This window comes from Chroococcidiopsis sp. TS-821 (assembly GCF_002939305.1).
Lineage (GTDB): Bacteria > Cyanobacteriota > Cyanobacteriia > Cyanobacteriales > Chroococcidiopsidaceae > Chroogloeocystis.
In genome coordinates, this window is the sequence record NZ_MVDI01000001.1 from 111,339 (window position 1) to 136,429 (window position 25,091).

The window sequence follows — 25,091 nt, forward strand, 5'->3', positions numbered from 1 at the left end:
TACACACTTGCTAGTTTCTTGTTGCAGCAGATAGAGCTTGGCGCTGTAAGTTGAGCTTCTCAAGGCTGAAGAAAATACAAGAGGAGTAAACACATGACTCGTTGGGATGTAGAGCGTTTGCTGTTGACGGGGATGCAGCGGCGGCGCTTGCTGATGGGTGTGAGTGTATTAACAAGTTTAGCGATCGCTAGCCAATTTTCGCGGCGAGTCGTTGCTCAACCAAAGTTTTCTGATTATCCTTTTAAACTCGGTGTTGCTTCAGGAGAACCGTTACCCGATGGTTTTGTCATTTGGACGCGGCTAGCACCGCAACCACTTAACGGTGGGGGAATGCCAACCCAAAACGTTGAAGTTCGCTGGCAAGTCGCAAGAGATCCGAAAATGCAGCAAGTTGTGCAAAAAGGAACGGCGATCGCCACTCCTGAACTTGCGCATTCGGTTCATGTCGAAGTGCAAGGATTAGAACCAAATCGCTGGTATTGGTATCAATTCAAAGCAGGTAATGAGACAAGTCGCATCGGGAGAACGCGCACTGCACCTGCACGCGGCGATCGCTTACAACAACTGACTTTTGCGTTTGCTTCGTGCCAAGACTGGCAAAATGGCTTTTATTCTGCCTACTACAACATGGCGCAGGAAGAACTCGATTTTGTCGTTCATCTTGGCGATTATATCTACGAGTACGGACCTGATTTTAGTAAACCACGCCAACACAACAGTCCTGAAACTATCAGTCTTGCCGACTACCGCAACCGTCATGCTTTGTACAAAACGGCATTTCACTTGCAAGCAGTTCACGCACAGTTTCCCTGGATTGTCACTTGGGACGATCATGAAGTTGAGAACAACTACGCCAACTTAATTCCTGAAGACGAGCAAACGCGGAAAGAATTTGTCAAGCGCCGGGCAAATGCTTATCAAGCTTATTACGAGCATATGCCATTGCGTTTATTTTCCTTGCCCAAAGGTCCTAATATGCAGCTTTATCGGCGTTTGACTTTTGGAGATTTAGCAGAGTTCTTTGTCTTAGATACCCGTCAATACCGCACCAATCAACCGTGTGACGATGGATTAAAACCAAGATGTGCAGAAGCTTTTGCTCAAGAGGCAACAATGATGGGTAGAGAACAAGAACGCTGGTTATATAGAGGGTTGGGACGATCGCAGGCGCGTTGGAATGTCATCGCGCAACAAACAATGATGGCACAATTTGACTTTGATGCGCGTTTGGATAGCGAGTTGTTTAATCTCGATCAGTGGGATGGTTACGTTGCTGCACGCGATCGCTTGTTTAATTTCATCCAACAACGCAAACCTAATAACCCTGTCGTGATTACAGGTGATATTCACTCTAGCTGGGTACACGATCTTAAAGCCGACTTCAACAATCCTGCCTCACCTACCATTGGTACAGAATTTGTGGGAACTTCTATTTCCTCTGATTTTCCAGCCATCTTTATCGCCCCAGTCACTGCAGCTTTAGCCAATAACCCACATACAAAGTTTTTTGATGGAGCTTTTCGCGGCTACGTTCGTTGTCAACTTACGCCCCAACAATGGCGTAGCGATTATCGAGTCGTTTCATCAATTCTCGATCCGCAAGCCCCAGCAAGTACCCTGGCTTCCTTCATCGTAGAAAATGGACAACCAGGCGCTCAGAAGGCATAAAATTACGATTTTGTCAATAGGATACGCAATATCCTTCCTGCATGAATTATAAATGCCTTGCGACTTTCTCTGGGGTCTACCCAATCTTTTTTTCGTGCAGGAGGTCTAAAATTCCAAGTTTTGAGTGAAATCCGCGTCTCAAGGCTCGCAAATCATAACTTTGCACAGCGGTAAATTACTTCTTGCGTTTATATCTACCTTGGATGCGATTTTCGCGTTTTTCTTTATCTTGACGACGGCGATCGCGCCAATCAGCAGCTGTTAAGTACAAAACACCTCCGGTTACTGCAACTAGTAACCCAAAGGCGATTAAAACCAGAACATTAAGTGCTGTCGTCGTTTCCACTTGAGCTTTTACAGTCCGTTACGACCCCAAACGACCATTGCAATCGACCACGTAAAGGTAACAAGCAGCATAACCCAACCGAGTGTCAGAATTTCCATAGCCGTGTATCAAACATTCTGTAAAACAATTTCAAAATTTATCATACTTTAAAATTAACATTCCCATCTTATTTTTGGTCATGGGTAAACGGGAATAGGCTGTCGATCGGGAAAATTGCTACTCTAGGTTAAATTCGACAAAATTAGTTTGACCGTATGTCATTTGGCGATCGACGGCTGAGAGAATTTTGTTATTTGCTTTTTCCGAATTAAGACAGCGACAAACAAGTTGGGCGACATCAGCGCGGTGAATTGTCCCTGCAACTCGCGGATCTTCGGTAAGCACGCCGTTACCTGTTGCAGGCTCTGATTTTAAACCACCTGGGCGAATAATTGTATACGTTAGCCCACTGTGAATCAAATGCTGTTCAGCTTTTTCCTTTTCGGCTAATACAGAACCTAATGTCGCTAAAGCTTGCGGTGGTAAAGCTTGCGCGCTATCGCCACTACCAATTGAAGAAACTAATATAAATTTCTGTACTCCAGCTTTGACGGCTGCATCAATGAGGTTTTTATTGCCTAAATAGTCGGCGCGATCGCCATCTTTGGGTAAACCACCGATCGTACTAATAACAGCGGTGATTCCTTGTGTCATTGCATTTTCGACATCACTGACACGCAACGCGTCGCCTAAAACAACCTCAATTCCCATTGCTTCTAATTCTCCACGAGTCGCCTCGCTGCGCAGTAAAGCTTTTACTTTTAATTGTTGTTGTGTCAAGCAGTGCGCAATTTCTCGACCGACGCCACGGCTGGCTCCCGCCAGAAAAATGTAGGATGGATTTGTCATGCTCAATTCATTCGCTCCATTTTCATGGGTAACAGGTAATAGGTAAGGAATCAAAATTATGACCAATTACCAATTACCATTTTCGTTACATTCTTTCACCTGCTTACTGTATGAGTAGAAAAATTATTTTATGGGTGCTTTGGGCAGCATTTATCATTTATGTGCTGTTTTTTGCACCACCGTTGCATCTACAAGAAACCTTAACACTGTTGATCGAGATTCTGACGTTGCAGTGGACGAAGGTGAATCCAGTCATTTTATCGTTGTTTTCGCTTATTGGTGTTTGGGTATTCATTTATAGCTGCGTGTTATTTTTTGATGGCAGAATGCAGAAGATTCCGTTTTGGGCTTTTGCACTCGCGTCACTTGGTACAGGTGTTATCGGATTAATTCCTTACTTAGCCTTACGCGAAGCAAATCAAGAATTTACTGGTGCTAAAGATCCTTGGTTACAGTTGCTAGACTCGCGCAGTACTGGTATTGCTGTGACGATATTTACGCTTGGTTTAGTTGCTTTTGGTTTATTCGCAGGCGATTGGGGAGATTTCGTTCAACAATTTTTGGGCGATCGCTTTATTCACGGTATGAGTTTGGCGTTTTGCATATTTGCTGCGTTGTTTCCTACCGTACTCGGTGACGATATGGCGCGTCGCGGTTATTCTAGCAATTCACAACTTTTCTGGGTATTTGCACTTGTGCCTTTATTTGGTCCTCTGCTATACCTCTGCTGGCGTCCGCCTTTACGCGACACTGTTTCATCAATTTAGTACTCGTGTACTATCTTCAAGTAGAATGAAGAAGGGCGAGGTAGCCAGAAGTCAGGATTCATAGAAAAATCTATTTTGGTAGAAATGACTCATTAGTTTAAGTTCTATCTGAAAAACTCTGATCCCTGACCTCTGATGACCCCTTTATTATTCAGGGAGAACATCGCATATGGCAGTTGCAGATTTACGCAAAAGCGACATGATGGCGCATCTACTTGATGCTTTAGACGCGGGTAAAGATATAGGTCATTACGGTAGATTAGTGTTTGCGATGGTAGCGCGGCACTTTTTAAGCGAAAAAGAGTTAATTGAATATCTCCAAAAAGACCGCGATTTTAGTGAAGAAGACGCGCGATCGCTTTATCAACAAGTGCAAGGTAAAGATTATAATCCTCCACGCCGCGAAAGAGTATTGGAATGGCAGCAACAACAAGATTTTCCGATTTGCCCCAATCCTGACAATCCTGACGCTTGTAACGTTTACAAAGATTTGCAGTTTCCTGAAGAAGTTTACGAACACATATCAGAGTATCACGAGCAGAAGAGGAATTGAGTAGCTGGGGTAAGTAAAAAGAGTGAGTTTCCCGTATTGAATCGTAGATGAAAAGTTATCCGCAGGGAATCGCACTCCCGTTGCAGCAAAGCTTGCGACAAATACTCGCAATACTTCGTTATAGCGGACGGGCTATCGAACTTGTGTGGACGACTAGCCGCGTTCTCACGATTGTTCTTGCCGTATTTACTTTAACAGCAGGTTTACTTCCTGCCGCGATCGCATACATTGGTAAGTTGATTGTTGATGCGGTTGTCGTCGCCTCGCAGTCAGGATTGGAAAATAATCAAGCGATCGCATTAGGGTATCTCACACTAGAAGCTGTTCTAGTCGCCTTACTCGCAGGTAGTCAACGGGGACTAAGTATCTGTCAATCGCTTTTACGCGTATTACTAGGGCAACGCGTTAATGTCTTAATTTTAGAAAAGGCTTTAACGCTCGATCTTGCTCATTTTGAAGATTCGGAATTTTACGATAAGATGACGCGGGCGCGGCGCGAAGCATCAAGTCGTCCGTTGTCGCTTGTTAGTCGCACGTTTGGTATTGTTCAAGATAGTCTGGCACTCGTTACCTACGGTGGATTGCTGCTGCAATTTTCGCTGTGGGCGTTGTTAGCACTCGTTTTAACTGCAATTCCTGCATTTATCGCCGAAACAAAATTTGCGGGAGAAGCATTTCGCTTATTTCGCTGGCGCGCACCAGAAACGCGAGAACAGCATTATTTAGAAACATTAATTGCGCGGGAAGATTTTGCAATGGAGGTGCAGTTATATCAACTTGGACCAATGTTGCTACAACGCTACCACAATATTTTTAATCGCTTATACCGTGAAGACCGCGATTTAACTTTACGCCGAGGCGTGTGGGGTTATGCATTGGGTTTACTCAGTAGCGCGGCGTTTTATGCAGCGTATGCTTGGATTGTTGTAGAAGCGATCGCCGGACGCATTTCGCTGGGTGATATGACGATGTATCTCGTTGTATTTCGCCAAGGACAAACAACGTTTTCGTCTGCACTCACTTCGCTAGGAGGAATGTACGAAGATCAGTTGTATCTATCTAATCTTTATGAGTTTCTCGAACAAGATATTCCCAAGCCAGGCGGTAACGCTACTCAAGGAATCGCGCCACAAGACGGTATTCGCTTTGAAAACGTGACGTTTACGTATCCAGGAAGCTTGCAACCTGCTGTAAAAAACTTGTCGTTGCATCTTAAGCCAGGCGAGAAACTGGCGATCGTCGGTGAAAATGGTTCGGGAAAAACGACTTTAATTAAATTACTAACGCGCCTTTACTCGCCAGATTCAGGACGAATTTTGCTTGATGGCTTAGATTTACAACAATGGAATATCGAGGTCTTGCATCAGCGGATTGGCGTGATTTTCCAGAATTTTGTCCGCTATCAATTCACTGTTGGCGAGAATATTGGTGTCGGAGATGTTCAACACTTAGCTGAAGAACCACACTGGCATATTGCCGCAGAAAAAGGCATGGCGCAACCTTTTATCGAGCAAATGGCAGATAGATTTTACACGCAGTTAGGACGTTGGTTCAAAGGCGGTCAAGAACTTTCTGGCGGACAATGGCAAAAAATTGCACTGTCGCGGGCTTTTATGCGGACAAAAGCCGATATTCTTGTTTTGGATGAACCCACCGCAGCCATGGACGCAGAAGCTGAAGTATTAATCTTCCAACGATTTCGCACGCTTAGCAAAGATAAGATGGCGATTTTAATTTCGCACCGCTTCTCAACAGTCCGCATGGCAGATAAAATTATTGTCCTCTCAGGTGGAGAATTAATTGAACAAGGAACGCACGAAGAATTACTTCAAGCCCAAGGACGTTATGCCCGACTTTTCTCACTACAAGCGGCGGGATATCGGTGAGGAAGTAGAGAAGAACAAATAATGACACATGAGGGTTGACTCAAAACTCCTACGTCTTCAACTCATAAATAACCATTAGCAACTAGCCACTAGCCACTCATCCCTATCCACGAGCAAAAAAAGTAAAGTAAAGAATTTCTAAGAAGACTGACATTTTAACAAAACTAGCGTCAAAATCAATGGCAAGTATTTTGATGTTGCCATGATGGTCAATTCTGCGCAAAACTCGGATCAATCAGCGGAAGTACTGCTAACAGAGGCGGAACAAAATCTTATTGAGCAAATGCAATCGGAGTTGATATCGTTGACGCGCGTTACTTCTGATGAAACGATGGATTGGCAGCAATTTCCGTTTGGGACGAACTGGAGTAGTACTTGGGAAGGAGAAATCTACCGTAACCTTTGGTAGCACTTTATAAGCATTACAATAGATATTAAGATAAGGGCATAAGAATGAGGCTAGAAGGCAGAAGGTAGAAAGAACTTACACGTGAAAATTTGGGATGACAGCAAGAACGTCTTGTATCTTTAGCTTGTGTGTCTTAATCCAAAATTTCTACTTAAGTGGGCTTCATAACCACAAAGCGTATTGCTTAAAATAAAACTTCTGCCTCCTGCCTTCTGCCTTCTCCCTTCTGCCTTTCTTTTGTATGTAATCTCGTCTTGGCTAAACAACGACTCGACACGCTACTTGTAGATTTAGAACTTTGCACTTCTAGACAACAAGCCCAACGCTTAATTCGCGCTGGTGAAGTTTTTGTCAATCAACAAGTCATTGATAAGCCTGGTACCGAGGTTGAGACAACAGCAGTAGTTCATATTAAAGCGCGATCGCCTTACGTTTCACGCGGCGGCGAAAAGTTAGCGAAAGCCTTAACTGAATTTGACATTTCAGTCACTGGGCGCGTTTGCATCGATGGCGGAATATCGACTGGTGGTTTTACCGATTGTCTCTTACAAGCTGGGGCAAAACGCGTTTACGGAATCGACGTTGGCTACGGACAAGTTGACTGGGGTTTACGCAACGATCCGCGTGTTGTTCTGAAAGAACGCACCAATTTACGCTATTTGCAACCAGAGCAACTATATCAAGAAGGTGACACTAAGGCTGATTTTGCGGTAGTTGATGTATCTTTTATTTCTTTGACCAAAATTTTACCTGCTTTATGGGACTTATTACAGCCTCCACGCGAAGCAGTTTTACTCGTCAAACCGCAATTTGAAGCAGGGCGATCGCGCGTTGGGAAAAAAGGCGTGGTACGCGACCCAGAAGCGCAAGCTGAGGCGATATTTCAAGTATTACAAGCCGCACAACAATTGAGTTGGCAATATCGTGGCTTGACTGTTTCGCCGTTGCTAGGTCCTGCTGGTAATGTTGAATACTTATTATGGTTAGGAATGAGTAGTCCCGTACCAACCCCTGATTTTCCTCAAATTATTCAGTTTACCCAAACAGTCCGCGCACATGCCACGAAGTAAATCTACTTTTTATCGCACAAATACCAATTTATTTCTAAATTTTATACACAAATCAAAAAAGTGTCGTTGCCCATCTACTTACTACGATTAATATCCTCGTAAAACTTGAAGATTCAAACAAAATTTTCAGTAAATTTTAATCTTCTGGTAATACTTGAATGTCCGTAAGATGCAGGAAATGACAGTAATACTTTTGGCGCAGCTATAATCCTCGCTTATTATAATGTTTAGTCATTAAAAGCAGGTATAAATTTCCTGATAATTAAATTATAAATTAAGTATTTTTATTCAACAAAAATTATTCAAAGTAAGTTATTAATTTAAAGAGCGGTAGAACACAAGCAATGGAAGTCATCAGAATTTCGGCACTTTATGATAATTACATTTTTTTACTGCATGAACCCATGCAAAATATAGCTGCGGTTGTCGACCCAGCGGAGGCAGAACCAGTACTAGAACAGCTAGAGCAACTAGGTGCAGAATTAATTGCAATTTTTAATACGCATCATCACAACGATCACGTAGGTGGTAATCGTAAGTTAATTCAGCGTTTTGCAAGTGTCACAGTGTATGGTGGTGAGAAAGATCGCGGCAGAATACCAGGCAGGACAGCAAGTTTTCTTGAAAGAAGGCGATCGCGTTAACTTTGGCGATCGCAGTGCTGAAGTTATTTTTGTCCCAGGACACACTCGCGCACACATTGCTTACTACTTCCCGCCAGAAGCACCAGACATAAACGGAGATTTATTCTGTGGCGATACATTATTTGCTGGAGGTTGTGGTCGCTTATTTGAAGGAACTCCCGCACAAATGCTCGATTCTTTGACAAAATTAAGAGCTTTACCAGACAATACGCGCGTATGGTGCGCCCACGAATATACTTTAAAGAACTTGCAATTTGCACTCACAGTAGACGGTGGAAATCCCGAATTACAAGCTCGTTATGAAATAGTCAAAGCAGCACGCAATCGATCTGAAGCTACAATCCCCTCGATGTTGAACGTCGAAAAGCGGACGAATCCTTTTTTGCGTTGTCATCAACCTGAGTTACAGTCCGCAGTACACAGCAACGATGCATTGCAAACTTTTACACGCTTGCGCGGTATGAAAGATCAGTTCTGATTGATGACGCCTACCGTTTTAGTAACAAACATTGTGCGCGAATACGAGCTATTGCTGTAGACGAACCTAACGCAGTATGATGAACGGTTGCGATCGCTTGCTACATTTCGTTACGATTAGAGATTGCGACCAAATTTCAAATTTAAACCTTGGCAACGATACCAACATCATTGAACTACTACAGGAAAGACCATGGCAAAACGCGTGCAATTAGTTCTCAATCAAGATGTCAGCAAGCTAGGAAAATCTGGAGACTTAGTTGAAGTTGCACCAGGTTACGCTCGCAATTATTTGCTTCCCCAAAATCTCGCAGTGCATGCAACTCCAGGTATTCTCAAACAAGTCGAACGCCGACGCGAAAAAGAACGCCAGCGTCAAGAAGAACTACGCCAACAAGCTTTAACCCAAAAAGCAGCATTAGATAAAGTAGGGCAATTCACAATTGCGAAACAAGTCGGTGAAAAAGACGCAATTTTTGGTACTGTAACTGCTCCCGAAGTCGCAGCTTTAGTTCAACAAGCAATCGGTCAAGAGGTAGATCGGCGCGGGATTACCTTACCCGACATCAAAAAAACAGGGACTTACACCGCTGAAATCAAGCTTCATCCGGAAGTAACCGCAGAAATTCAAATTCAAGTTGTACCAGAGTAAGAAAGAGGTCAGGGGTCAGGGTGGTGTTTGCGCCTGTAAATGAGAAAGACACGCAATTTTTCTTTTGCACTTGAAGTGTCTCTGCTTGCTACCTGACTAAATCAACTGCAACTTAAAACGGGATTAGCCCACGCAGGTGGGCTTAGTTTATCAAGCAGCGACTTCAGTCGCCAGGCTTCTTCATAAACGTCGTATGTTGTGTAACCCTACCCAAGACAATCAAGGCTAACGGAAAAAGTGATAATAAATGTAGGATTTAATTCTTCTAGTCGTAACCCTAACCCCCGACCTCTGACCTCTGCGCCATGACTCAACAACTGAGTTTTCAAGATAATATTGGCAGCTTACCTCCACAGAATATTGATGCCGAAGAAGCAATTTTGGGAGGAATTTTACTCGACCCTGAAGCAATTAGCCGTGTTAGCGATCGCCTTGTCAAAGAAGCCTTTTACATTAGCGCCCACAGGGAAATCTACGAAGCCGCCCTCAAACTTCATAATCAGGGAAAGCCAACGGATCTACTCAATGTATCTGCATGGCTAGCCGATCGCGATCTCCTAACTCGTATTGGCGGGAGAAGCAAACTTACTCAACTTGTAGACCGCACTGTCTCAGCCGTCAATATTGATGTCCTAGCAATGCTAGTCATGGATAAATACCTGCGGCGCAAGTTGATCGAATCGGGCAATGAAATCGTTCAATTAGGTTATCAAACCGATGTTGAGTTAGCAACAGTTTTAGACCGCGCGGAGCAAAAAGTTTTCAGTATTACGCAAGAACGCCCGCAAAAAGGTCTTGTCTCGATTTCAGATACGCTGATTGATACTTTTCAAGAACTTGAAAGCCGCGACCAAGGACAAACGCTACCAGGACTATTGTGCGATTTTTACGACCTCGACGCGCTTACAGGTGGTTTCCAACGTTCTGATTTAATCATCCTTGCAGGACGCCCAGCAATGGGGAAAACGGCACTCGCACTTAACATTGCCAAGAATATCGCAGCACGCTACGCGCAATCTGTCGCCGTTTTTAGCTTGGAAATGTCTAAAGAACAATTAGTGCAGCGACTCTTAGCCAGCGAAGCCGGAATCGAAAGTCATCGGATGCGCGCGGGGCGAATTAGCCAAAACGAGTGGGAACAATTAAGCCGTGCGTTTGGCAATTTATCCGAATTACCAATTTATATCGACGATACCGCAAATATGACGGTGATGGAAATGCGATCGCAAGCCCGACGGTTGCAAGCCGAAAAAGGCACCGATTTAGCGCTGATTTTGATCGACTACTTACAACTGATGGAAGGTAGTAGCAGCGACAACCGCGTTCAAGAATTATCGCGAATTACGCGATCGCTCAAAGGTATGGCACGAGAACTCAAAGTTCCTGTAATTGCGCTATCGCAGTTGAGTCGCCAAGTAGAAGCACGTACGAATAAACGCCCCTTACTCTCCGACTTGCGCGAATCTGGCTCGTTAGAACAAGACGCCGACCTTGTTTTAATGATTTATCGCGATGATTACTACAACAGCGATACTCCCGATCGCGGAATTGCTGAAGTCATTGCCGCAAAGCACCGTAATGGTCCTACGGGTACGGTAAAACTATTATTTGACCCGCAGTATACGAAATTCAAGAATTTAGCCAAGCCGCCTAGTTATTAGCACTTATACCGTTTCGCTTTAAAGTTTCTACAAACAGACCGCAGAGGAGCCTGCGCCGTGCGGGGGTTTCCCCCGTTGAGGCGACTGGCGTGGGCAGAAGAGAGAATAATTGTAGTTCTTATTCAGAGAAATGGTATTTCTTACAAAGAATTTAGAAATCGCACTAAAGCATCGCGATCGCTTTGTGGCATCTTTTTGAAGTTTTCTCTTGCTTGGGCAGCTTCTCCACCGTGCCATAAAATAGCTTCTGCAAGTGTTCGCGCCCGACCGTCGTGTAAATAGCCAGAGTAAGGTAATACAGTTTGAGTCAACCCCAAACCCCACAAAGGTGGTGTTCGCCATTCTGTTCCGGTTGCCATAAAGTCGGGTCTACGATCGGCTAATTCTGGTCCCATGTCGTGTAGTAATAAATCGCTGTAAGGATGAATTGTTTGATGTGCTAAAGCCGGAATTGCGTGGTTGGCGGTGCGTAACTCTGCTACATGACACGCAGCACAATTTGCTTGCTGAAATAACTTTTCACCCCGTTTGACTGTGGGGTCTTCGACCATTGTCCGCGCTGGAACAGCTAGCGTTTGCGTATAAAAGGTTGCTGTTTTTAGCGTGCGATCGTCAATATCACCCGATCCATCTTTTTCTGGAAACAAAGGATTAGTCACGCCCATATCATTGACATAGGCAGAAGCCGCTTGTTGGAGAAGGTTAGGAATATTTGCTTTGTGTCCAAAACGTCCTAAGACAACTTTTTGCGCCGTTGTATCCCATACCATGTTCGGACGACCAGAAATTCCATCTTTGTTGCTATCTTCTGGATCGGCTAAAGCCAAGATAGTTTCGTCCGCGATCGCTTCGAGTAAACCGCGACCAAATACAGGTGTCGGAATTCGCAGTGAGGTTAACACTTCTGGAGGTAAAGGATTTCCATTTGCCAGCGTAATTTGCGCAACAGGCGATCGCAATTCGTAAGTTGTTCCATCTGCGTACTGACCAGAAGACATTTGCCATGAAATTTCTACCTCCGCCTCAGGTTGATGACCGTAAATTGCTTGATCTTGAATTTGCGTACCAATTCCTGGTACAGGCGGTGCATTTCCTAACGTAACTGATGCTTCAGGATGCGACTCGAAGATCGTCTCTTGTTCCTCGTGAGGTGTAGAGTGTCCGAATGGTAAACTGACGCGTACGAGCATTTGTCCTTTAACAGGCATTCCGCGTCCATCACGAATGTGACAACCTGCACAAGAAGCATTATTAAATAACGGTCCTAATCCAGCGTTAACGGGGGCTGGCGGCGTGACAAAAACGGCTTCAAATGCGCGATCGCCTTCTAGATGATCTTGCAACTCTGTCGCGCTTAAATTAGGTGCAGGCTGTTCAAAACCACGCGAAGTCCGGTTAATAACTGTTGTAGCACCTCCTGCCATTGGCGGCGGTAAAGACCAATCTTGACCCCAGAAAATCGATAAAGCAATTCCTGCGGCGATCGCTACAGCAAAAATCGCGAGAAATTTGCGTTGTTTTCTGTGAATATGCAGTGAAAAGTTCATACTTACTGTTACCGCTTAGTTCTGTACTAATGGCAAAACTTCTTGTCTTAGCGTTTGTTGGAGACTATCAATCGTCGTTTGTGCGGTTTGAATTTGCGGTACTGCTTGTGGATTAGCAATTGCTGTTTCTAGAGGTGCAGGAATGCTTTCTAATGCGGTCATCGATCGCTGAAATTGACTTTTAATTCTGGCGTCTAAGTCCGGATTTACTTGAGCAACAGCGGTACTTATTCCTTTGCCATTGGTGTTCATCGCTGGAAAACGACCGAGATAGACGTTTTCTGCACCTTTGACGTTACTTTTTAGGTCTTCAAGGGTATGAAAGCTAAATCGACTTTCGAGTAATTTAGTATCCTGTTGCGCTAAAGGTTCGCCAATTTTCTCATTCGCAACTTCATCTAAGCTGTCAATCATTCCTTGCACAATTTCTGCTGCGCCAGAGGATAGGGTAGGATAGCTGCTATTGTTACTCGCCCCTGCGCTTGCGAGAACTTCTCGATAAGCAGGCTGTCCTGCAACTCCTTTCGTCCAACTAGCAACTAATTCATTGGCTACGCGGCTGAAGTCTTTACCTAAGGCTTGTAAGTATTCTAGTTCTCGTTGGTTGAAGTCGCTGACTTGTTTGTTGTTGTCTGTACCAAATAGCAAAAACTCTATGGCGTGAAATCCTTTTTCTGTATCTTGACGCTTTTGAATTGTTTCTACAGTTAATGGATCGTTACTTTGCAAAACCGCTGTTAAGTCGGTTTCATTAACGGGCCACGAATCTATAGCTGCATCGTATCCTAGTGAGTCAGCAGGTCCAAAGGTAAAGCTTTCACTCTGCTCCCAGGGCGATCGCGCATCGCGCCAAGCATTTTGTGCAGCTGCTAGTGTTTCTTCGTTGGGATTTTGCACAAAAGTCTCGATTGCTGTTGCGAGTTGTGCGGCTTTTTGCGCAAATACTTGATAAGTCGGAATGACAACTCGATCTGCGAAGTCACTGACAACTTGGCGATCGCTATGAGCATTGCTAGTCGCCGGAGAAGTTGTGTTTGCTGTTGTCGCAGTTTGCTGGTTACAAGCGCTTGTACCTAATAGTATCCCAGCACAGACCACTACCCACATTTTTTGCTGCCAATTCTGAAAACGCATTGCTCACCTACTTATTGCAACTAAAACTCAACTGCCATTATTATTGATCGACTTACTTGCTTTTCGTTTTAAGTAAATCTTGAAATTTTTTAGGATAGAATGAGAAAGTTTTGCAAGTTAAACAAGCGGCGACAACTGAGCTACTGTAGAAAAGTAAGTTTCAGCAACAGAGCTTAGTGATTCATACTAGTTCGCAATTAACTGTTGCTAAATATTTATTTTTATCATTAGGACATTTAATACATCAATGAAAGAGCTTGACCAGGAGAAAACAATTCACTTGCTAAATACCATCATGGAGTTTGAACTTGCAGGCGTAGTGCGTTATACACACTATTCGCTAATGGTGACAGGACCAAATCGAATTCCGATTGTAGAATTTTTTAAAGCACAGGCAAACGAATCACTCCTCCACGCACAACAGGTAGGCGAAATTCTCACAGGCTTAGAAGGACACCCCAGCCTACGCATTGCACCGATGGAAGAAACATATAAACATACAGTGCGAGATATCTTAGAAGAAAGCTTAAATCACGAAAGAAAAGCGTTGGAATTATACAAAAGCCTTTTAGAAACAGTAAGCGATGCAAGTATCTATCTAGAAGAATTTGCTCGCACTATGATTGGACAAGAAGAGTTACACAACATTGAAATTAAAAAGATGTTGCGCGACTTTAGTGGTAATGCTGCGTAAAGAAATTATATGAGTATTAGTGCTGCTGTACCAACTTTTGTCATTACTCTCCGCGAGGGAGTAGAAGCTGCTTTGGTTGTAGGAATTGTTCTGGCGTGTCTCAAAAAAGCACAGCAAACTCAATTGAACTCTTGGGTTTTTGCAGGTGTGGGCGCGGGAATAGGCGCAAGTGCATTAGTTGGTTTGCTCTTTAGCTTAGTAATTCCGGCGATTAGTGCTGCAAATCCTCAGTATACGCCTGTTATTAAACCTTTAATCGAAGGAATATTCAGCGTTATTGCTATTGTCATGCTGAGTTGGATGCTCATTTGGATGACGCAACAAGCAAAGCATCTCAAAGCCGAGATTGAAGATTCTCTTCAGAAGACTTTGCAACAAAATCAAGCAGCGGGATGGGGGGTCTTTAGCTTAATCTTTATTGCGGTTTTGCGCGAGGGTTTTGAAACCGTCATCTTTATCGCGGCTAATTTTCAACAAGGCTTATTTCCCGCTTTTGGTGCAGTTTTAGGTTTAGTAGGGGCGGTATTGATCGGCGTGATGCTGTTTAAGTGGGGTGTCAAGATTAATATTCGCCGCTTTTTCCAGGTAATGGGGGTTTTATTACTTTTGATTGTGGCTGGCTTAGTCGTTTCCGCATTAAAGCATTTTGATGCTGCTGCTGCAACGCTGGCAAATATGGATCGCACTCTAGCATCGCTATGCTTCTATCACGCTCAGTTTGCGCAAAATCCTTCTTGTATTTTAGGACCAAGAGTGTGGGATACTTCGCACATTTTACCCGACAACCAATTTCCTGGAATCGTTCTCAAAGCACTCTTTGGCTACCGTCAAAATCTCTTCTTGGTGCAAGCGATCGCGTATATTGGCTTTTTAGTAACGATTGGTAGCGTTTACTTCCGCAGTTTAGGTGAGGGAACTCAAAAAATGAGTGCTACAGCGCAAAAACCTGCGAGTTCGCAGCCAGATTAACTTACAGTAACACTCGCTCAATTTAATTATCAGGAAACCGAAGGTAAACCACGCGACTGACGAACAGCATTAATACACACTAAGCAATCACAACCAAATAACCTAACAGCTGCATCACTTTCTTCGTCAGTAAATTCTAGCATTGGAGTTTCATCAGATTGCCGAGCTGGTTCAGCAGTCTGGATTGTAATAAATTTAGAACTCTCCGCCGACTGCGAAACATGCTGGCAAGTTAAAGAACGAGTGTAAGAAGTGCGTTGACATTCTACACTTGTTACTGGAACTGGTTCAGCCGCGCGAGCAACATTGGCGCTCAGCAGAAAAGATAATGCAGAACTGAGTATTGTGGGACTTAAGAGGAACGTCAGTAGAAGTTTTAATTCTATCGTGAAGAAGATTTTGCACGCTTAGAGTATCAATTAACTTCGACGCTTAGCGTAAAGCTAACGATTTTCATCAAAAAATTGAGAAAACTTAAAATAGTTCCTCTACGTTAGGTAAGTGGTAACTGGTAATTGGTCAAGCCGATAGAATATCTATTACCCATTACCCATTACCTATTACCGCTACCCACCTAGTTATTAGTGTTCAAAAATATCTTTGAATTGCAATAAATCAAGCGTGACAATTGTCGGCAAACACTCAAAACAAGCTTGTGCTAACTCTAATCGATCTTCGCGCTCAAGCATAGCAACAAGTTTCTGCTGTGCGGAAAGCAAATAGCGGACGTCGTTGGCTGCGTAGCGGAGTTGTTGTTCGCTTAACGATGCTGCGTTTCCCCAATCGGAACTTTGGGCGCTTTTATCAAGTTCAACTTGTTCCAGTTCTTGAATTAAATCTTTTAGCCCGTGTCGATTTGTGTAGGTGCGAGCGAGTTTACTGGCAATCTTAGTGCAGAAGATAGGTGATACTTGAATATCAAGATGATAGCTTAAAGTTGCAATGTCAAACCGTGCAAAGTGAAACACTTTGAGGACGTGACTTGCTTCCATTAAGGTTTGTAAGTTTAGGGCAGATTCTTGTCCTTTGGCGATCCGAATCGCAGTAACGCGCCCTTGCGGATCGCATAATTGCACGAGACACAAGCGATCGCGCCAGGGTAATAAACCCATTGTTTCGGTATCGACGGCGATCGTCTCCGCATTCATATACTGCGCTAAGATTTCGTCATCAATATCGCGATCGCAAACTTGAAAATCGGTTAATTCCATAGGGAGGAGTCAGAGGTCAGAGTATACTCAGAATAATTGATTTTGAGTATTAGCGGCTGCGGATGAAGATTTGGGTAAAGTAATACTCGCCTTTAGCGTTGCGACTAATCCCAATACCAGTTAAGTCATATTGACCTTCAATGTTAACGCGATGACCAGGGCTGTTAATCCAACCTTGGACAGCTTGCACGTCTGGATTGCTATAGCCTTGGTTACAAGCAATGTTTTCAGCAGCTGCACGATAGGGTATTGTCCGGCGAATGACTTGAACGCGCTGCTCGAAACCATCATGGCTAAAAGAAACCTTACCACTTGCCATTACTTGGCTGTGAGCTAAGGCTTGGGCGCTAATGCGAGAATCAAGAGTGAGTGGTGGTAAATTGCGCGATCGCCGATACTCGTTGATTTGTCGATGAATCGATTGTTCTAAAGCCGTATAAGAACTTGCAGCAGGTATTGGTTTACGTAACATTTGTTCGGGGACAATTCTTTGAGCAATCGATATCGTAAATCTAACAGTGTAGTTGTGACTTACCTTAGTAATATAAGCGATCGCAATCTTTACATCTTTGAGCACTCTAGTTTATTGGTGACTGCCGCAAGATAAATTTATTAGGCGATAGCGTAAGTCTATACTATTTCGGCAGAATGCGTAATCCTCAACGAACCTGCGCTAAAATTCTCAAACTGAAGCGCGATCGCACACTTTATGCAAAACTGGCAAACGGCTAAAACCTACGAAGATATCCTTTACCATAAAACCGACGGTATCGCCAAAATTACAATTAATCGTCCGCACAAGCGGAATGCGTTTCGTCCCAAAACGGTGTTTGAACTTTACGATGCTTTTGTCGATGCACGTGAAGATACGAGCATTGGTGTTGTTTTATTTACAGGTGCAGGACCGCATACTGATGGAAAATATGCATTCTGTGCAGGTGGCGACCAAAGCGTGAGAGGAAATGCGGGATATGTTGATGAAGATGGCGTTCCGCGGTTGAATGTATTAGATTTACAGCGGTTAATTCGCTCCATGCCGAAAGTAGTGATCGCACTTGTTGCTGGGTATGCGATCGGTGGCGGACACGTACTGCATCTAATTTGTGACTTAACGATCGCAGCTGATAATGCAATTTTTGGTCAGACAGGTCCCAAAGTTGGTAGCTTTGATGGTGGATTTGGGGCAAGTTACCTCGCTCGCATTGTTGGGCAAAAAAAAGCGAGAGAAATTTGGTTTCTCTGTCGCCAATATACCGCAGCCGAAGCGCTAGAAATGGGTTTAGTTAATTGCGTCGTGCCTGTAGAACAATTAGAAGCTGAAGGCATTCAATGGGCAAACGAAATTTTAGAAAAAAGCCCAATCGCAATTCGCTGTCTGAAAGCTGCATTCAATGCCGACTGTGACGGGCAAGCTGGTTTACAAGAACTTGCAGGAAACGCAACTCTACTTTACTACATGACTGAAGAAGGAGCTGAAGGAAAACAAGCTTTCCTTGAAAAGCGCAAACCTGATTTTCGTCGATACCCTTGGCTACCTTAAGAGTTTATGTAAGATTTCTCCTCTACTCCTCTGCTTGCGCCAGTTCGCTCAATGGGAGACACCCCCGCACGCGACTGGCTCCGCACCGCACTGGCTCCTCTGCTTTCAATACCCCGACCTCTACCATAGATGGTGTAGGTACAAGGGCTGGTTCATCTGGCACAATCATAACTTTCTTGAGATCCCACGACGGGGCAAAAGCTGGAAGCGATAATTCACAAGCTTTCCAATTTCCTTGAACTAGTACTCCCAACATTTGACAACACCCACCGCGCCGTCCTTCCGGTTGATAATAACGACAGTAGCGACAGGCGGAAGTTGGAAAGTTGACATTTTTCATAGGAATGCTGCGTAGCAATTGTCCATCGCCTGTTATTGTGCCGCTTTGTAAAAAATACTTAAAGCAAGCCTAATAATTAACTGGTAAGGCTTTCAACTATTTTTATTAAATAAAAAGTTTATCTTTTCTTTAGAATCTTGTTATATTGCGATACAAAATTCAGAGTGAAAGTCGAAAGCTTTTGACTAAAACGAACAAGGGATCAGCAAAAAACAGAATAATTTCTTTTGCGGTGCAAAGACAATTTCAGCAAAATCAGTATAAATATGGATAAATTTAGAAAAATTTTGTCTTTTTAAATGTTCTGTTCAGTAAGAACAACATTGACGTTTTCAAATTTAATTGCTAACAAGGCTTGATTCTTAATTAATTATTAATAAGAAATGGTTTAACGCTATTGTCTGTTGTTCGTGACTACAAAATTAAGAGGTGCAACCAACACTTACCATTTTTTAGCAGCACAAAACGAGCAGACGGTCCATCGCTGTAGTTCTCCAGGTGGAGTAGGGCACTGACATTGCGGACAAAGTGGTAATCCCTGCGCTCGCGATCGCATTGTCTCCTGCCAATGTTGGAACGCAGCACGCGGGTTCTCTGGCACAGCATGGAGATGATTTTTACGCGTTACCGCTGTGACAATGTAGCTTGGGTGATCGTTTTTTATTGGTGTCTGCTCTTGCTTGGTATTTGGCGATCGCTGCCAACCTGCGGTCGAAAAGCGAATATCAACTAACAAATTATTCGGTGGTAAATAAGGGTTGAGTTTTGTTAAAATGCGCTGGCGTTCAAAAGTCAGATTTTGCGCCCAAGCCGCGCTCGATGTTGCCACCCATAAAATATTACGTTGAATCGCAAGCGGGCGCGTGTGTGCAGCCACCGCAGCACCGACAACCTCTGCCCAACACTTAACAACACGTAGCAGTGGTCGCTCGTGCAAAGCATTCTGCTCGATGAAAGCACCCACGAGTTGCTCAAGCGAATTAAAAGACATTTTTGAGTCTATAGCACGTCAATCTGGTTAGATCGTGACAGAAGCTCAAAGCTATTACCCAACTAGCTTTTAAGCTTAATCCCTAACTTCTGACCTCTGAATGCAATCAGTGCTAAGAAATGGAGGTTAGGAAAAGAGAAGGTACGATACCATGATTTTATACTCCGATTCATCGGAATGGGCAAGGTGCAGCTTTAGTAACCAAATGGAGAGCGATCATGGGATTGATTGACCGCATCGGGCGGGTATTTAGAGCGAATGTCAATTCTTTAGTTAGTAATGCGGAAGATCCAGAAAAAATTTTAGAGCAAACAGTCGCACAAATGCAGGACGATCTCGTGCAACTGCGACAAGCCGTAGCAAGTGCGATCGCCACACAAAAACGTACTGAACGCCAAGCACAACAAGCTCAATTTACCGCCGAAGAATGGTATCGCCGCGCGCAACTAGCCTTACAACAAGGAAATGAAACCTTAGCCCGCGAAGCCCTAACAAAGCGCAAATCTTACCAAGAAACAGCTAACGCGATGCAATCGCAAATCGAGCAACAAAATGGAATCGTAGCTCGCATGAAAAAGGATATGCAGGCGCTAGAAAGCAAAATATCTGAAGCCAAAGCCAAAAAAGATATGTATATCGCGCGGGCGCGTTCAGCCGAAGCAACCGCAAGGCTTAATGAAATGCTAGGTGGCGTCAATACGAGTAAATCCTTAGGCGCTTTTGAGCGCATGGAAGAACGAGTCATGCAACTCGAAGCGCAATCCGAATTAATCGCCGATATGGGAACCGACGATCTCCAAAAACAATTTGACTCGCTAGCAGCAGGCGATGATATTGATGCCGAACTAGCGCAAATGAAAGCAAAGCTACCTAGTACGCCTAACTCGCCCCAACTCCCTGGAACTTCTACTACTCAAGATAGAAATGTAGAAAAACGTAGAGAATAACATTATTGGGTAAATTATAGGGAGTGAAAGTAAGGATAAATTACAGGCTGGTCATTGGTAATTAGGAATTGAAACCGTTACCGATTACTTAACATAGAAGAGACACGTTATATCCTCAACCTAGTTTTATACACGCTAAGAGAACAAAGTTATGGGATTATTTGATCGAATCAGTCGGGTAGTCAAAGCTAACCTCAACGACATGGTTAGTAAAGCCGAAGACCCAGAAAAAATGCTCGAACAGTCGCTGCTAGAGATGCAGGAAGACTTGGTGCAACTACGTCAGAGTGTAGCACAAGCGATCGCCGCGCAACGACGCACCGAACAACAGTACAATCAAGCGGAAAACGAAGTGAATAAGTGGCAGCGCAATGCCCAACTCGCACTGCAAAAAGGCGAAGAAAATTTAGCCCGCCAAGCCCTCGAACGCAAGAAAACGTTTGCCGAAACGGCGAATGCCTTGCGTATTACCCTCGACCAACAAACAAGCCAAATTGCGACACTCAAGAAAAACCTCATTGCTCTAGAAAGCAAAATCTCCGAAGCCAAAACGAAAAAAGATATGCTCAAGGCGCGGATTACTGCAGCTAAAGCGCAAGAGCAACTACAAGGTATGGTTGGCAAAATGAACACCAGTAGTGCAATGGCAGCCTTTGAGCGGATGGAAGAAAAAGTAATGTTGCAAGAAGCGCGCGCGCAATCTGCGGCTGAATTAGCAACTGACAACCTCGAAAGTCAGTTCGCCGCCCTAGAAGCTAGTAGTAATAATATCGACGACGAACTTGCCGCACTCAAAGCACAGATGTCACTTCCAGGAGGCTCTCCGCAACAAGCATCGCTCCCTCCCTCAGAACAATCATCGACATCTCAATCTGAGCCAGTTGACGCTGAATTAGAGCAACTGAAAAAACAGCTAGACCAATTGTAGTCCTAAAAGTGAGTAGGATGCGGTGCAAGCCTTGATCGCGTACCTCGGCGTACCAGGTTAATCAGGGCTTAGCTTTTTCCAAAAAGAGAGGTTTGTACGACAAAACAAGTCAAAATACTGAAAGGTCAGTAATTTTGTCCAATCTTGTTTGAACAATAACGCCATGAGCAGCGTCACTGCAATATCAGATAAAGAATTTGAAAGCGAAGTTTTGCAAGCAAACCAACCAGTGTTAGTCTACTTTTGGGCTTCCTGGTGCGGTCCTTGTCGTTTGATGTCACCTATGATTGACTGGGCAGCAGCAACATATAACGATCGCCTGAAAGTTGTCAAAATGGAAGTTGACCCTAACCCCGAAACTGTCAAGCAGTATCAAGTCGAAGGTGTACCGGCGCTGCGGCTAATTCAAGACCAACAAGTGCTAGAAGCTACCGAAGGCGTGATTCCGAAACAAAAACTGATTGAGATCTTGGATACCCATTGCCAATAAGGATATTAAACTAAAGCGGAAATTACAAATCGGTACTATTAGCCACTCACCACTAAAAACTATGGAGTTTGCCAAGCGTTTAGAATATCTTCAAGCTAATGTCTTTGCAGATATGGATCAAGCAAAGGCACGAGCGCTCGCTGCAGGAAAAGATTTGATTGACTTGTCGCTCGGGTCTTCGGATCTGCCAGCCGCACCCCACGTGCTAGAGGCGATCGCTCAATCTTTACCAGATCGCAGCACGCACGGTTACTTACTATTTCACGGTACGCGGGCGTTTCGAGAAGCCGCAGCGAGTTGGTACACTCAAAAGTTTGGCATTCCTGTCGATCCCGAAACCGAAGTTTTACCGCTCATTGGTTCGCAAGAAGGGACAGCGCATTTACCCCTTGCAGTCTTAAATCCTGGCGATTTTGCTTTGTTACTCGATCCTGGCTATCCTTCGCACGCGGGTGGCGTATATTTAGCAAGCGGTCAAGTTTACCCGATGCCATTACGCGCAGAAAATGGGTTTTTGCCTGTATTAGCAGATATTCCCGCACCTGTACTCGCGCAGTCGCGGATGATGGTATTAAGTTATCCGCATAATCCCACAAGTGCGATCGCGCCTTTGGCATTCTTTCAAGAAGCGGTTGCGTTTTGCCAACAACACAATCTCGTGTTAGTTCACGACTTTCCCTATGTCGATCTTGTCTTTACACAAGAAAGCCAAGACCCCCAATCGCTCGCGCCTTCTATTCTGCAAGCCGATCCGGAAAAGTCTGTAGCGATTGAGTTTTTCACGCTCTCGAAGTCGTACAATATGGGCGGGTTCCGCGTAGGGTATGCGATCGGCAATGCAAAGTTGATTCGAGCCTTGCGTCAAGTTAAAGCAGCGGTAGATTTTAATCAATATCGCGGAATTTTAAACGGTGCGATCGCGGCACTGACTGGTTCGCAAGCACAAGTTTCAACAGTTGTCAAGACTTTTCGGCAACGCCGCGATGCATTTATTAATGCGTTACACCAAATCAACTGGCAAGTACCTACACCCGACGCCACAATGTACATCTGGGCAAAACTACCCGAACCTTGGGACGATTCGATTCAGTTTTGTACCGAACTCGTTGAAACGACAGGCGTCGCGGCTTCGCCTGGAGCGGGTTTTGGTAAGTTTGGCGAAGGCTATGTACGGTTTGCATTGGTTCGCGATCCCGCTATTTTAGAAACCGCGGTTGAGCGCATGGCGACGTTTTTACATTCGCGTTGATTTAACTTTGAGGAAACGGCGTGTAGTTGCCTCCGAGGGCTTCGACAATTGTGCGCGTATTAGCGACAATCATATTGATGTAAGAATCGGCGTCGCTTCCTGGAGAACCAATTGAATCAGAGTATAAAGGTCGCGTCGCAAGTTCCACTCCGGCTTCTGCGGCTACGGTTTGAATTAAAGCAGGATTAATCGTTGTTTCCGCAAAAATTGTGGGGACGTTTGCTGCTCGAATCGCATCTGATAATTGTCGCACCGTCTGGGCGCTGGGTTGTTCTTCAGTACTAATCCCGATTAAAGTCCCAAAAATTTCTAACCCATAAGCGTTAGCGTAGTATTGAAACGCATCGTGCGTAGTAACCAGTCGGCGATTTTCTGGCGGAATCGTTTGAATTTGCTCGCGCACCCAAGCATCAAGTTGCTGTAATTGCGCAGTATATTGCGCCGCGTTTTGCGTAAAAGTTTCGCGTTCGGTGGGTAATAACTCGATAAATGCATCGCGAATCGCATTCACCATGGCGATCGCATTTTTCACATCGCCCCAAACGTGCGGGTCGGGGACTGTTGTTCCTTGTTCTTCTAGCTGTAGCGGTGGTACGACTTCCCCAACGGCGAGTTTGCGTGCATTGACGCCCGCCGCATTCATCAATCTAATCAACGCTGGCTCTAAGTTATAACCATTGTAGAGAATCAAATCGGCTTTTTCAAACGCGATATTATCGCGCGGTACAGGTTCGTACACGTGGGGATCGTCCCCTGGTTGCAAAATTCCCGTGAGTTGAATTTGCTCGTTTCCTACTTTCGCAGCCCAGTCGGTAATAATTGTGCTGGTAGCAACAACGTTTGGTCGATCGTTAACTTCTGAACCAGCCTGATTAGTAATTGCTGCACCACACGCACTCAGGAATAACCCTAGTAAGAATCCAACAACGAGCGATCTATATTTTCTGCCTTGCGACCGAGTCCTCACTTTCATGAAATTGATACATTAGTTTTCATATTCTTTTCATTTTTCATCCTATACTTTTTTCATAATCTTTTCATTTTTACCTTAAATTGCATCCCTACTGTGATTTCGTACTACACCACCATCGAGCCAGATTATGACAATTCTGCCCTTTCCTCAGAACGCCCACTCTAGTCCAGCCGTACAAAAGGACACTCGCATGCCAGACGATGCAGCAATTACTGTCAGCCATTTAGGAGTGCAGTATCGCAACGTAGAAGCGCTGCATGATGTCAATTTAGCGATTTATCCTGGAAGAATTACGGGAATTATCGGTCCAAACGGCGCGGGTAAGAGTACTTTAATCAAGGCGATGTTAGGGCTGATACCAGCAAGTGGCACAGTTTTATATCAAGGAAAGCCGCTGAAGTCGCAATTAGACAAAGTCGCTTATGTTCCACAGCGCTCGGCGATCGATTGGAGTTATCCTGCTACAGTGTGGGATGTTGTTCTCATGGGGCGAGTTCGTAAAGCTGGATGGTTTCGTCGTTTTTCGCACGTTAGCCGTCAAGTTGCAGCAGCAGCGTTGGAACGTGTAGGGATGAGTGAATATCGCGATCGCTCGATTGGGCAACTTTCTGGCGGACAGCAACAACGCGTATTTATCGCCCGCGCGTTGGCAGAAGAAGCCGAGGTCTTTTGTTTTGACGAACCGTTAGCAGGTATTGACAAAAAAACCGAAGCCGTCATTTTTGACATCTTTCACGAATTAGCCGCAGCCGGCAAAACTGTAATCGTTGTCAATCACGACTTGGGTGAAGCAATTACTAATTTTGACGACCTCATTTTATTGAATAAAGAAGTTATTGCCAGCGGTTCGCGTCAGACTGTATTGCAACCAGAAAATATGAGTCGTGCTTATCGGGGTCAAGTTGTATTTTTCAGTGGAGAAGCAGCATAAAAAAGCTATTGGCTAGTTTAGCAATTGGTAATTGGCAAAAACTACTAATTCTGTTTTCTAGTAAAAGAGCCTTACATATTGCTAATTAACCTTATACTTGAACATATTGCATTAGAAGCAAAGGTT

At 44.3% G+C, this 25,091-nt stretch carries 26 protein-coding genes and 1 pseudogene; 17 read left to right on the forward strand and 10 right to left on the reverse strand.

Annotated elements, in window-relative coordinates; translation table 11 throughout:
• Nucleotides 1-93 precede the first annotated feature (93 nt).
• Nucleotides 94-1,668: an alkaline phosphatase gene (locus B1A85_RS00460; protein ID WP_104544987.1), complete on the forward strand. Its 1,575-nt coding sequence runs from the start codon at nt 94-96 to the stop codon at nt 1,666-1,668.
• A gap of 175 nt (nt 1,669-1,843) precedes the next feature.
• Here B1A85_RS00460 and B1A85_RS23780 read toward each other — a convergent pair whose 3' ends face one another.
• The 3 genes from B1A85_RS23780 to B1A85_RS00470 form a co-directional block, all read right to left on the reverse strand.
• Complete coding sequence (locus B1A85_RS23780) at nt 1,844-2,014, reverse strand: hypothetical protein (RefSeq protein ID WP_168192323.1); 171 nt, start codon at nt 2,012-2,014, stop codon at nt 1,844-1,846.
• An 8-nt stretch (nt 2,015-2,022) separates the two neighbouring features.
• A complete protein-coding gene (gene petN / locus B1A85_RS00465; RefSeq protein WP_104544988.1) occupies nt 2,023-2,112 on the reverse strand; it encodes a cytochrome b6-f complex subunit PetN in 90 nt (29 codons plus the stop codon).
• Between the two features lie 118 nt (nt 2,113-2,230).
• Nucleotides 2,231-2,902: an SDR family oxidoreductase gene (locus tag B1A85_RS00470; protein ID WP_104546255.1), complete on the reverse strand. Its 672-nt coding sequence runs from the start codon at nt 2,900-2,902 to the stop codon at nt 2,231-2,233.
• 110 nt (nt 2,903-3,012) lie between these two features.
• On the opposite strand from B1A85_RS00470, the gene B1A85_RS00475 reads away from it, so the two are divergent.
• From B1A85_RS00475 to dnaB, 8 genes and pseudogenes are all read left to right on the forward strand, one after another.
• Complete coding sequence (locus B1A85_RS00475; protein ID WP_104544989.1) at nt 3,013-3,669, forward strand: hypothetical protein; 657 nt, start codon at nt 3,013-3,015, stop codon at nt 3,667-3,669.
• Nucleotides 3,670-3,838: 169 nt separating this feature from the next.
• Nucleotides 3,839-4,222, forward strand: a complete 384-nt coding sequence (locus B1A85_RS00480) for a hypothetical protein (protein WP_104544990.1) — start codon at nt 3,839-3,841, stop codon at nt 4,220-4,222.
• Nucleotides 4,223-4,269: 47 nt separating this feature from the next.
• The gene (locus B1A85_RS00485) at nt 4,270-6,108 is read left to right on the forward strand and encodes an ABC transporter ATP-binding protein (protein WP_104544991.1); all 1,839 of its coding nucleotides are present in this window, start codon (nt 4,270-4,272) and stop codon (nt 6,106-6,108) included.
• A gap of 202 nt (nt 6,109-6,310) precedes the next feature.
• Complete coding sequence (locus B1A85_RS00490; protein ID WP_146087121.1) at nt 6,311-6,517, forward strand: hypothetical protein; 207 nt, start codon at nt 6,311-6,313, stop codon at nt 6,515-6,517.
• A gap of 254 nt (nt 6,518-6,771) precedes the next feature.
• Nucleotides 6,772-7,587, forward strand: a complete 816-nt coding sequence (locus B1A85_RS00495) for a TlyA family RNA methyltransferase (protein WP_104544993.1) — start codon at nt 6,772-6,774, stop codon at nt 7,585-7,587.
• Nucleotides 7,588-7,931: 344 nt separating this feature from the next.
• A pseudogene (gloB, locus tag B1A85_RS00500) lies at nt 7,932-8,709 on the forward strand (hydroxyacylglutathione hydrolase).
• Between the two features lie 192 nt (nt 8,710-8,901).
• Complete coding sequence (rplI, locus tag B1A85_RS00505) at nt 8,902-9,360, forward strand: 50S ribosomal protein L9 (protein WP_104544994.1); 459 nt, start codon at nt 8,902-8,904, stop codon at nt 9,358-9,360.
• A gap of 305 nt (nt 9,361-9,665) precedes the next feature.
• A complete protein-coding gene (gene dnaB, locus B1A85_RS00510; protein WP_104544995.1) occupies nt 9,666-11,021 on the forward strand; it encodes a replicative DNA helicase in 1,356 nt (451 codons plus the stop codon).
• A gap of 140 nt (nt 11,022-11,161) precedes the next feature.
• Here the strand turns inward: dnaB and B1A85_RS00515 are convergent, their stop codons facing one another.
• Both B1A85_RS00515 and B1A85_RS00520 read right to left on the reverse strand, forming a co-directional pair.
• Entirely contained in the window at nt 11,162-12,568 is a 1,407-nt protein-coding gene (locus B1A85_RS00515; RefSeq protein ID WP_104544996.1) for a di-heme oxidoredictase family protein, read from the reverse strand.
• A gap of 15 nt (nt 12,569-12,583) precedes the next feature.
• Nucleotides 12,584-13,702, reverse strand: coding sequence for an imelysin family protein (locus B1A85_RS00520; protein ID WP_104544997.1), 1,119 nt, complete (start codon nt 13,700-13,702; stop codon nt 12,584-12,586).
• A 247-nt stretch (nt 13,703-13,949) separates the two neighbouring features.
• On the opposite strand from B1A85_RS00520, the gene B1A85_RS00525 reads away from it, so the two are divergent.
• On the forward strand, nt 13,950-14,396 hold the full coding sequence (locus B1A85_RS00525) for a bacterioferritin (protein WP_104544998.1): 447 nt from the start codon (nt 13,950-13,952) through the stop codon (nt 14,394-14,396).
• 9 nt (nt 14,397-14,405) lie between these two features.
• Nucleotides 14,406-15,365 (forward strand): FTR1 family protein, encoded by a 960-nt coding sequence (locus tag B1A85_RS00530; RefSeq protein ID WP_104544999.1) that lies wholly within the window; start codon nt 14,406-14,408, stop codon nt 15,363-15,365.
• A 581-nt stretch (nt 15,366-15,946) separates the two neighbouring features.
• Here the strand turns inward: B1A85_RS00530 and B1A85_RS00535 are convergent.
• Nucleotides 15,947-16,576: a ribonuclease H-like domain-containing protein gene (locus B1A85_RS00535; RefSeq protein ID WP_104545000.1), complete on the reverse strand. Its 630-nt coding sequence runs from the start codon at nt 16,574-16,576 to the stop codon at nt 15,947-15,949.
• 49 nt (nt 16,577-16,625) lie between these two features.
• Nucleotides 16,626-17,075, reverse strand: coding sequence for a CAP domain-containing protein (locus B1A85_RS00540; protein ID WP_371681627.1), 450 nt, complete (start codon nt 17,073-17,075; stop codon nt 16,626-16,628).
• Between the two features lie 210 nt (nt 17,076-17,285).
• Between B1A85_RS00540 and menB the strand changes: the two genes are divergently transcribed.
• Nucleotides 17,286-18,116 (forward strand): 1,4-dihydroxy-2-naphthoyl-CoA synthase, encoded by an 831-nt coding sequence (gene menB / locus B1A85_RS00545; protein ID WP_104545001.1) that lies wholly within the window; start codon nt 17,286-17,288, stop codon nt 18,114-18,116.
• A 22-nt stretch (nt 18,117-18,138) separates the two neighbouring features.
• Here menB and B1A85_RS24210 read toward each other — a convergent pair whose 3' ends face one another.
• Together B1A85_RS24210 and B1A85_RS00555 are read right to left on the reverse strand one after the other, a co-directional pair.
• Nucleotides 18,139-18,456, reverse strand: a complete 318-nt coding sequence (locus B1A85_RS24210; RefSeq protein ID WP_210404108.1) for a hypothetical protein — start codon at nt 18,454-18,456, stop codon at nt 18,139-18,141.
• 442 nt (nt 18,457-18,898) lie between these two features.
• Nucleotides 18,899-19,447, reverse strand: a complete 549-nt coding sequence (locus B1A85_RS00555) for a DciA family protein (protein ID WP_104545002.1) — start codon at nt 19,445-19,447, stop codon at nt 18,899-18,901.
• A gap of 218 nt (nt 19,448-19,665) precedes the next feature.
• Here B1A85_RS00555 and B1A85_RS00560 point away from each other — a divergent pair, with 218 nt between their 5' ends.
• The 4 genes from B1A85_RS00560 (at nt 19,666) to B1A85_RS00575 (ending at nt 23,061) form a co-directional block, all read left to right on the forward strand.
• Nucleotides 19,666-20,394, forward strand: coding sequence for a PspA/IM30 family protein (locus B1A85_RS00560; RefSeq protein WP_104545003.1), 729 nt, complete (start codon nt 19,666-19,668; stop codon nt 20,392-20,394).
• Between the two features lie 151 nt (nt 20,395-20,545).
• Nucleotides 20,546-21,322: a PspA/IM30 family protein gene (locus B1A85_RS00565; protein WP_104545004.1), complete on the forward strand. Its 777-nt coding sequence runs from the start codon at nt 20,546-20,548 to the stop codon at nt 21,320-21,322.
• A gap of 163 nt (nt 21,323-21,485) precedes the next feature.
• Nucleotides 21,486-21,812: a thioredoxin gene (trxA, locus tag B1A85_RS00570; protein WP_104545005.1), complete on the forward strand. Its 327-nt coding sequence runs from the start codon at nt 21,486-21,488 to the stop codon at nt 21,810-21,812.
• A 61-nt stretch (nt 21,813-21,873) separates the two neighbouring features.
• Nucleotides 21,874-23,061 (forward strand): LL-diaminopimelate aminotransferase, encoded by a 1,188-nt coding sequence (locus B1A85_RS00575; protein ID WP_104545006.1) that lies wholly within the window; start codon nt 21,874-21,876, stop codon nt 23,059-23,061.
• Between the two features lies 1 nt (nt 23,062).
• Here B1A85_RS00575 and B1A85_RS00580 read toward each other — a convergent pair whose 3' ends face one another.
• Complete coding sequence (locus B1A85_RS00580) at nt 23,063-24,034, reverse strand: metal ABC transporter substrate-binding protein (protein ID WP_104545007.1); 972 nt, start codon at nt 24,032-24,034, stop codon at nt 23,063-23,065.
• A 190-nt stretch (nt 24,035-24,224) separates the two neighbouring features.
• Between B1A85_RS00580 and B1A85_RS00585 the strand changes: the two genes are divergently transcribed.
• Complete coding sequence (locus tag B1A85_RS00585; RefSeq protein WP_104545008.1) at nt 24,225-24,965, forward strand: metal ABC transporter ATP-binding protein; 741 nt, start codon at nt 24,225-24,227, stop codon at nt 24,963-24,965.
• Nucleotides 24,966-25,091: the final 126 nt, after the last annotated feature.

Bases quoted from the DNA above. Each gene is read 5' to 3' on its own strand.
- B1A85_RS00460 (WP_104544987.1), top strand. From the start codon at position 94: ATGACTCGTTGGGATGTAGAGCGTTTGCTGTTGACGGGGATGCAGCGG.
- petN (WP_104544988.1), bottom strand. From the start codon at position 2,112: ATGGAAATTCTGACACTCGGTTGGGTTATGCTGCTTGTTACCTTTACG.
- B1A85_RS00470 (WP_104546255.1), bottom strand. From the start codon at position 2,902: ATGACAAATCCATCCTACATTTTTCTGGCGGGAGCCAGCCGTGGCGTC.
- B1A85_RS00475 (WP_104544989.1), top strand. From the start codon at position 3,013: ATGAGTAGAAAAATTATTTTATGGGTGCTTTGGGCAGCATTTATCATT.
- B1A85_RS00480 (WP_104544990.1), top strand. From the start codon at position 3,839: ATGGCAGTTGCAGATTTACGCAAAAGCGACATGATGGCGCATCTACTT.
- B1A85_RS00485 (WP_104544991.1), top strand. From the start codon at position 4,270: ATGAAAAGTTATCCGCAGGGAATCGCACTCCCGTTGCAGCAAAGCTTG.
- B1A85_RS00490 (WP_146087121.1), top strand. From the start codon at position 6,311: ATGATGGTCAATTCTGCGCAAAACTCGGATCAATCAGCGGAAGTACTG.
- rplI (WP_104544994.1), top strand. From the start codon at position 8,902: ATGGCAAAACGCGTGCAATTAGTTCTCAATCAAGATGTCAGCAAGCTA.
- dnaB (WP_104544995.1), top strand. From the start codon at position 9,666: ATGACTCAACAACTGAGTTTTCAAGATAATATTGGCAGCTTACCTCCA.
- B1A85_RS00515 (WP_104544996.1), bottom strand. From the start codon at position 12,568: ATGAACTTTTCACTGCATATTCACAGAAAACAACGCAAATTTCTCGCG.
- B1A85_RS00520 (WP_104544997.1), bottom strand. From the start codon at position 13,702: ATGCGTTTTCAGAATTGGCAGCAAAAAATGTGGGTAGTGGTCTGTGCT.
- B1A85_RS00525 (WP_104544998.1), top strand. From the start codon at position 13,950: ATGAAAGAGCTTGACCAGGAGAAAACAATTCACTTGCTAAATACCATC.
- B1A85_RS00530 (WP_104544999.1), top strand. From the start codon at position 14,406: ATGAGTATTAGTGCTGCTGTACCAACTTTTGTCATTACTCTCCGCGAG.
- B1A85_RS00535 (WP_104545000.1), bottom strand. From the start codon at position 16,576: ATGGAATTAACCGATTTTCAAGTTTGCGATCGCGATATTGATGACGAA.
- menB (WP_104545001.1), top strand. From the start codon at position 17,286: ATGCAAAACTGGCAAACGGCTAAAACCTACGAAGATATCCTTTACCAT.
- B1A85_RS24210 (WP_210404108.1), bottom strand. From the start codon at position 18,456: ATGAAAAATGTCAACTTTCCAACTTCCGCCTGTCGCTACTGTCGTTAT.
- B1A85_RS00555 (WP_104545002.1), bottom strand. From the start codon at position 19,447: ATGTCTTTTAATTCGCTTGAGCAACTCGTGGGTGCTTTCATCGAGCAG.
- B1A85_RS00560 (WP_104545003.1), top strand. From the start codon at position 19,666: ATGGGATTGATTGACCGCATCGGGCGGGTATTTAGAGCGAATGTCAAT.
- B1A85_RS00565 (WP_104545004.1), top strand. From the start codon at position 20,546: ATGGGATTATTTGATCGAATCAGTCGGGTAGTCAAAGCTAACCTCAAC.
- trxA (WP_104545005.1), top strand. From the start codon at position 21,486: ATGAGCAGCGTCACTGCAATATCAGATAAAGAATTTGAAAGCGAAGTT.
- B1A85_RS00575 (WP_104545006.1), top strand. From the start codon at position 21,874: ATGGAGTTTGCCAAGCGTTTAGAATATCTTCAAGCTAATGTCTTTGCA.
- B1A85_RS00580 (WP_104545007.1), bottom strand. From the start codon at position 24,034: ATGAAAGTGAGGACTCGGTCGCAAGGCAGAAAATATAGATCGCTCGTT.
- B1A85_RS00585 (WP_104545008.1), top strand. From the start codon at position 24,225: ATGCCAGACGATGCAGCAATTACTGTCAGCCATTTAGGAGTGCAGTAT.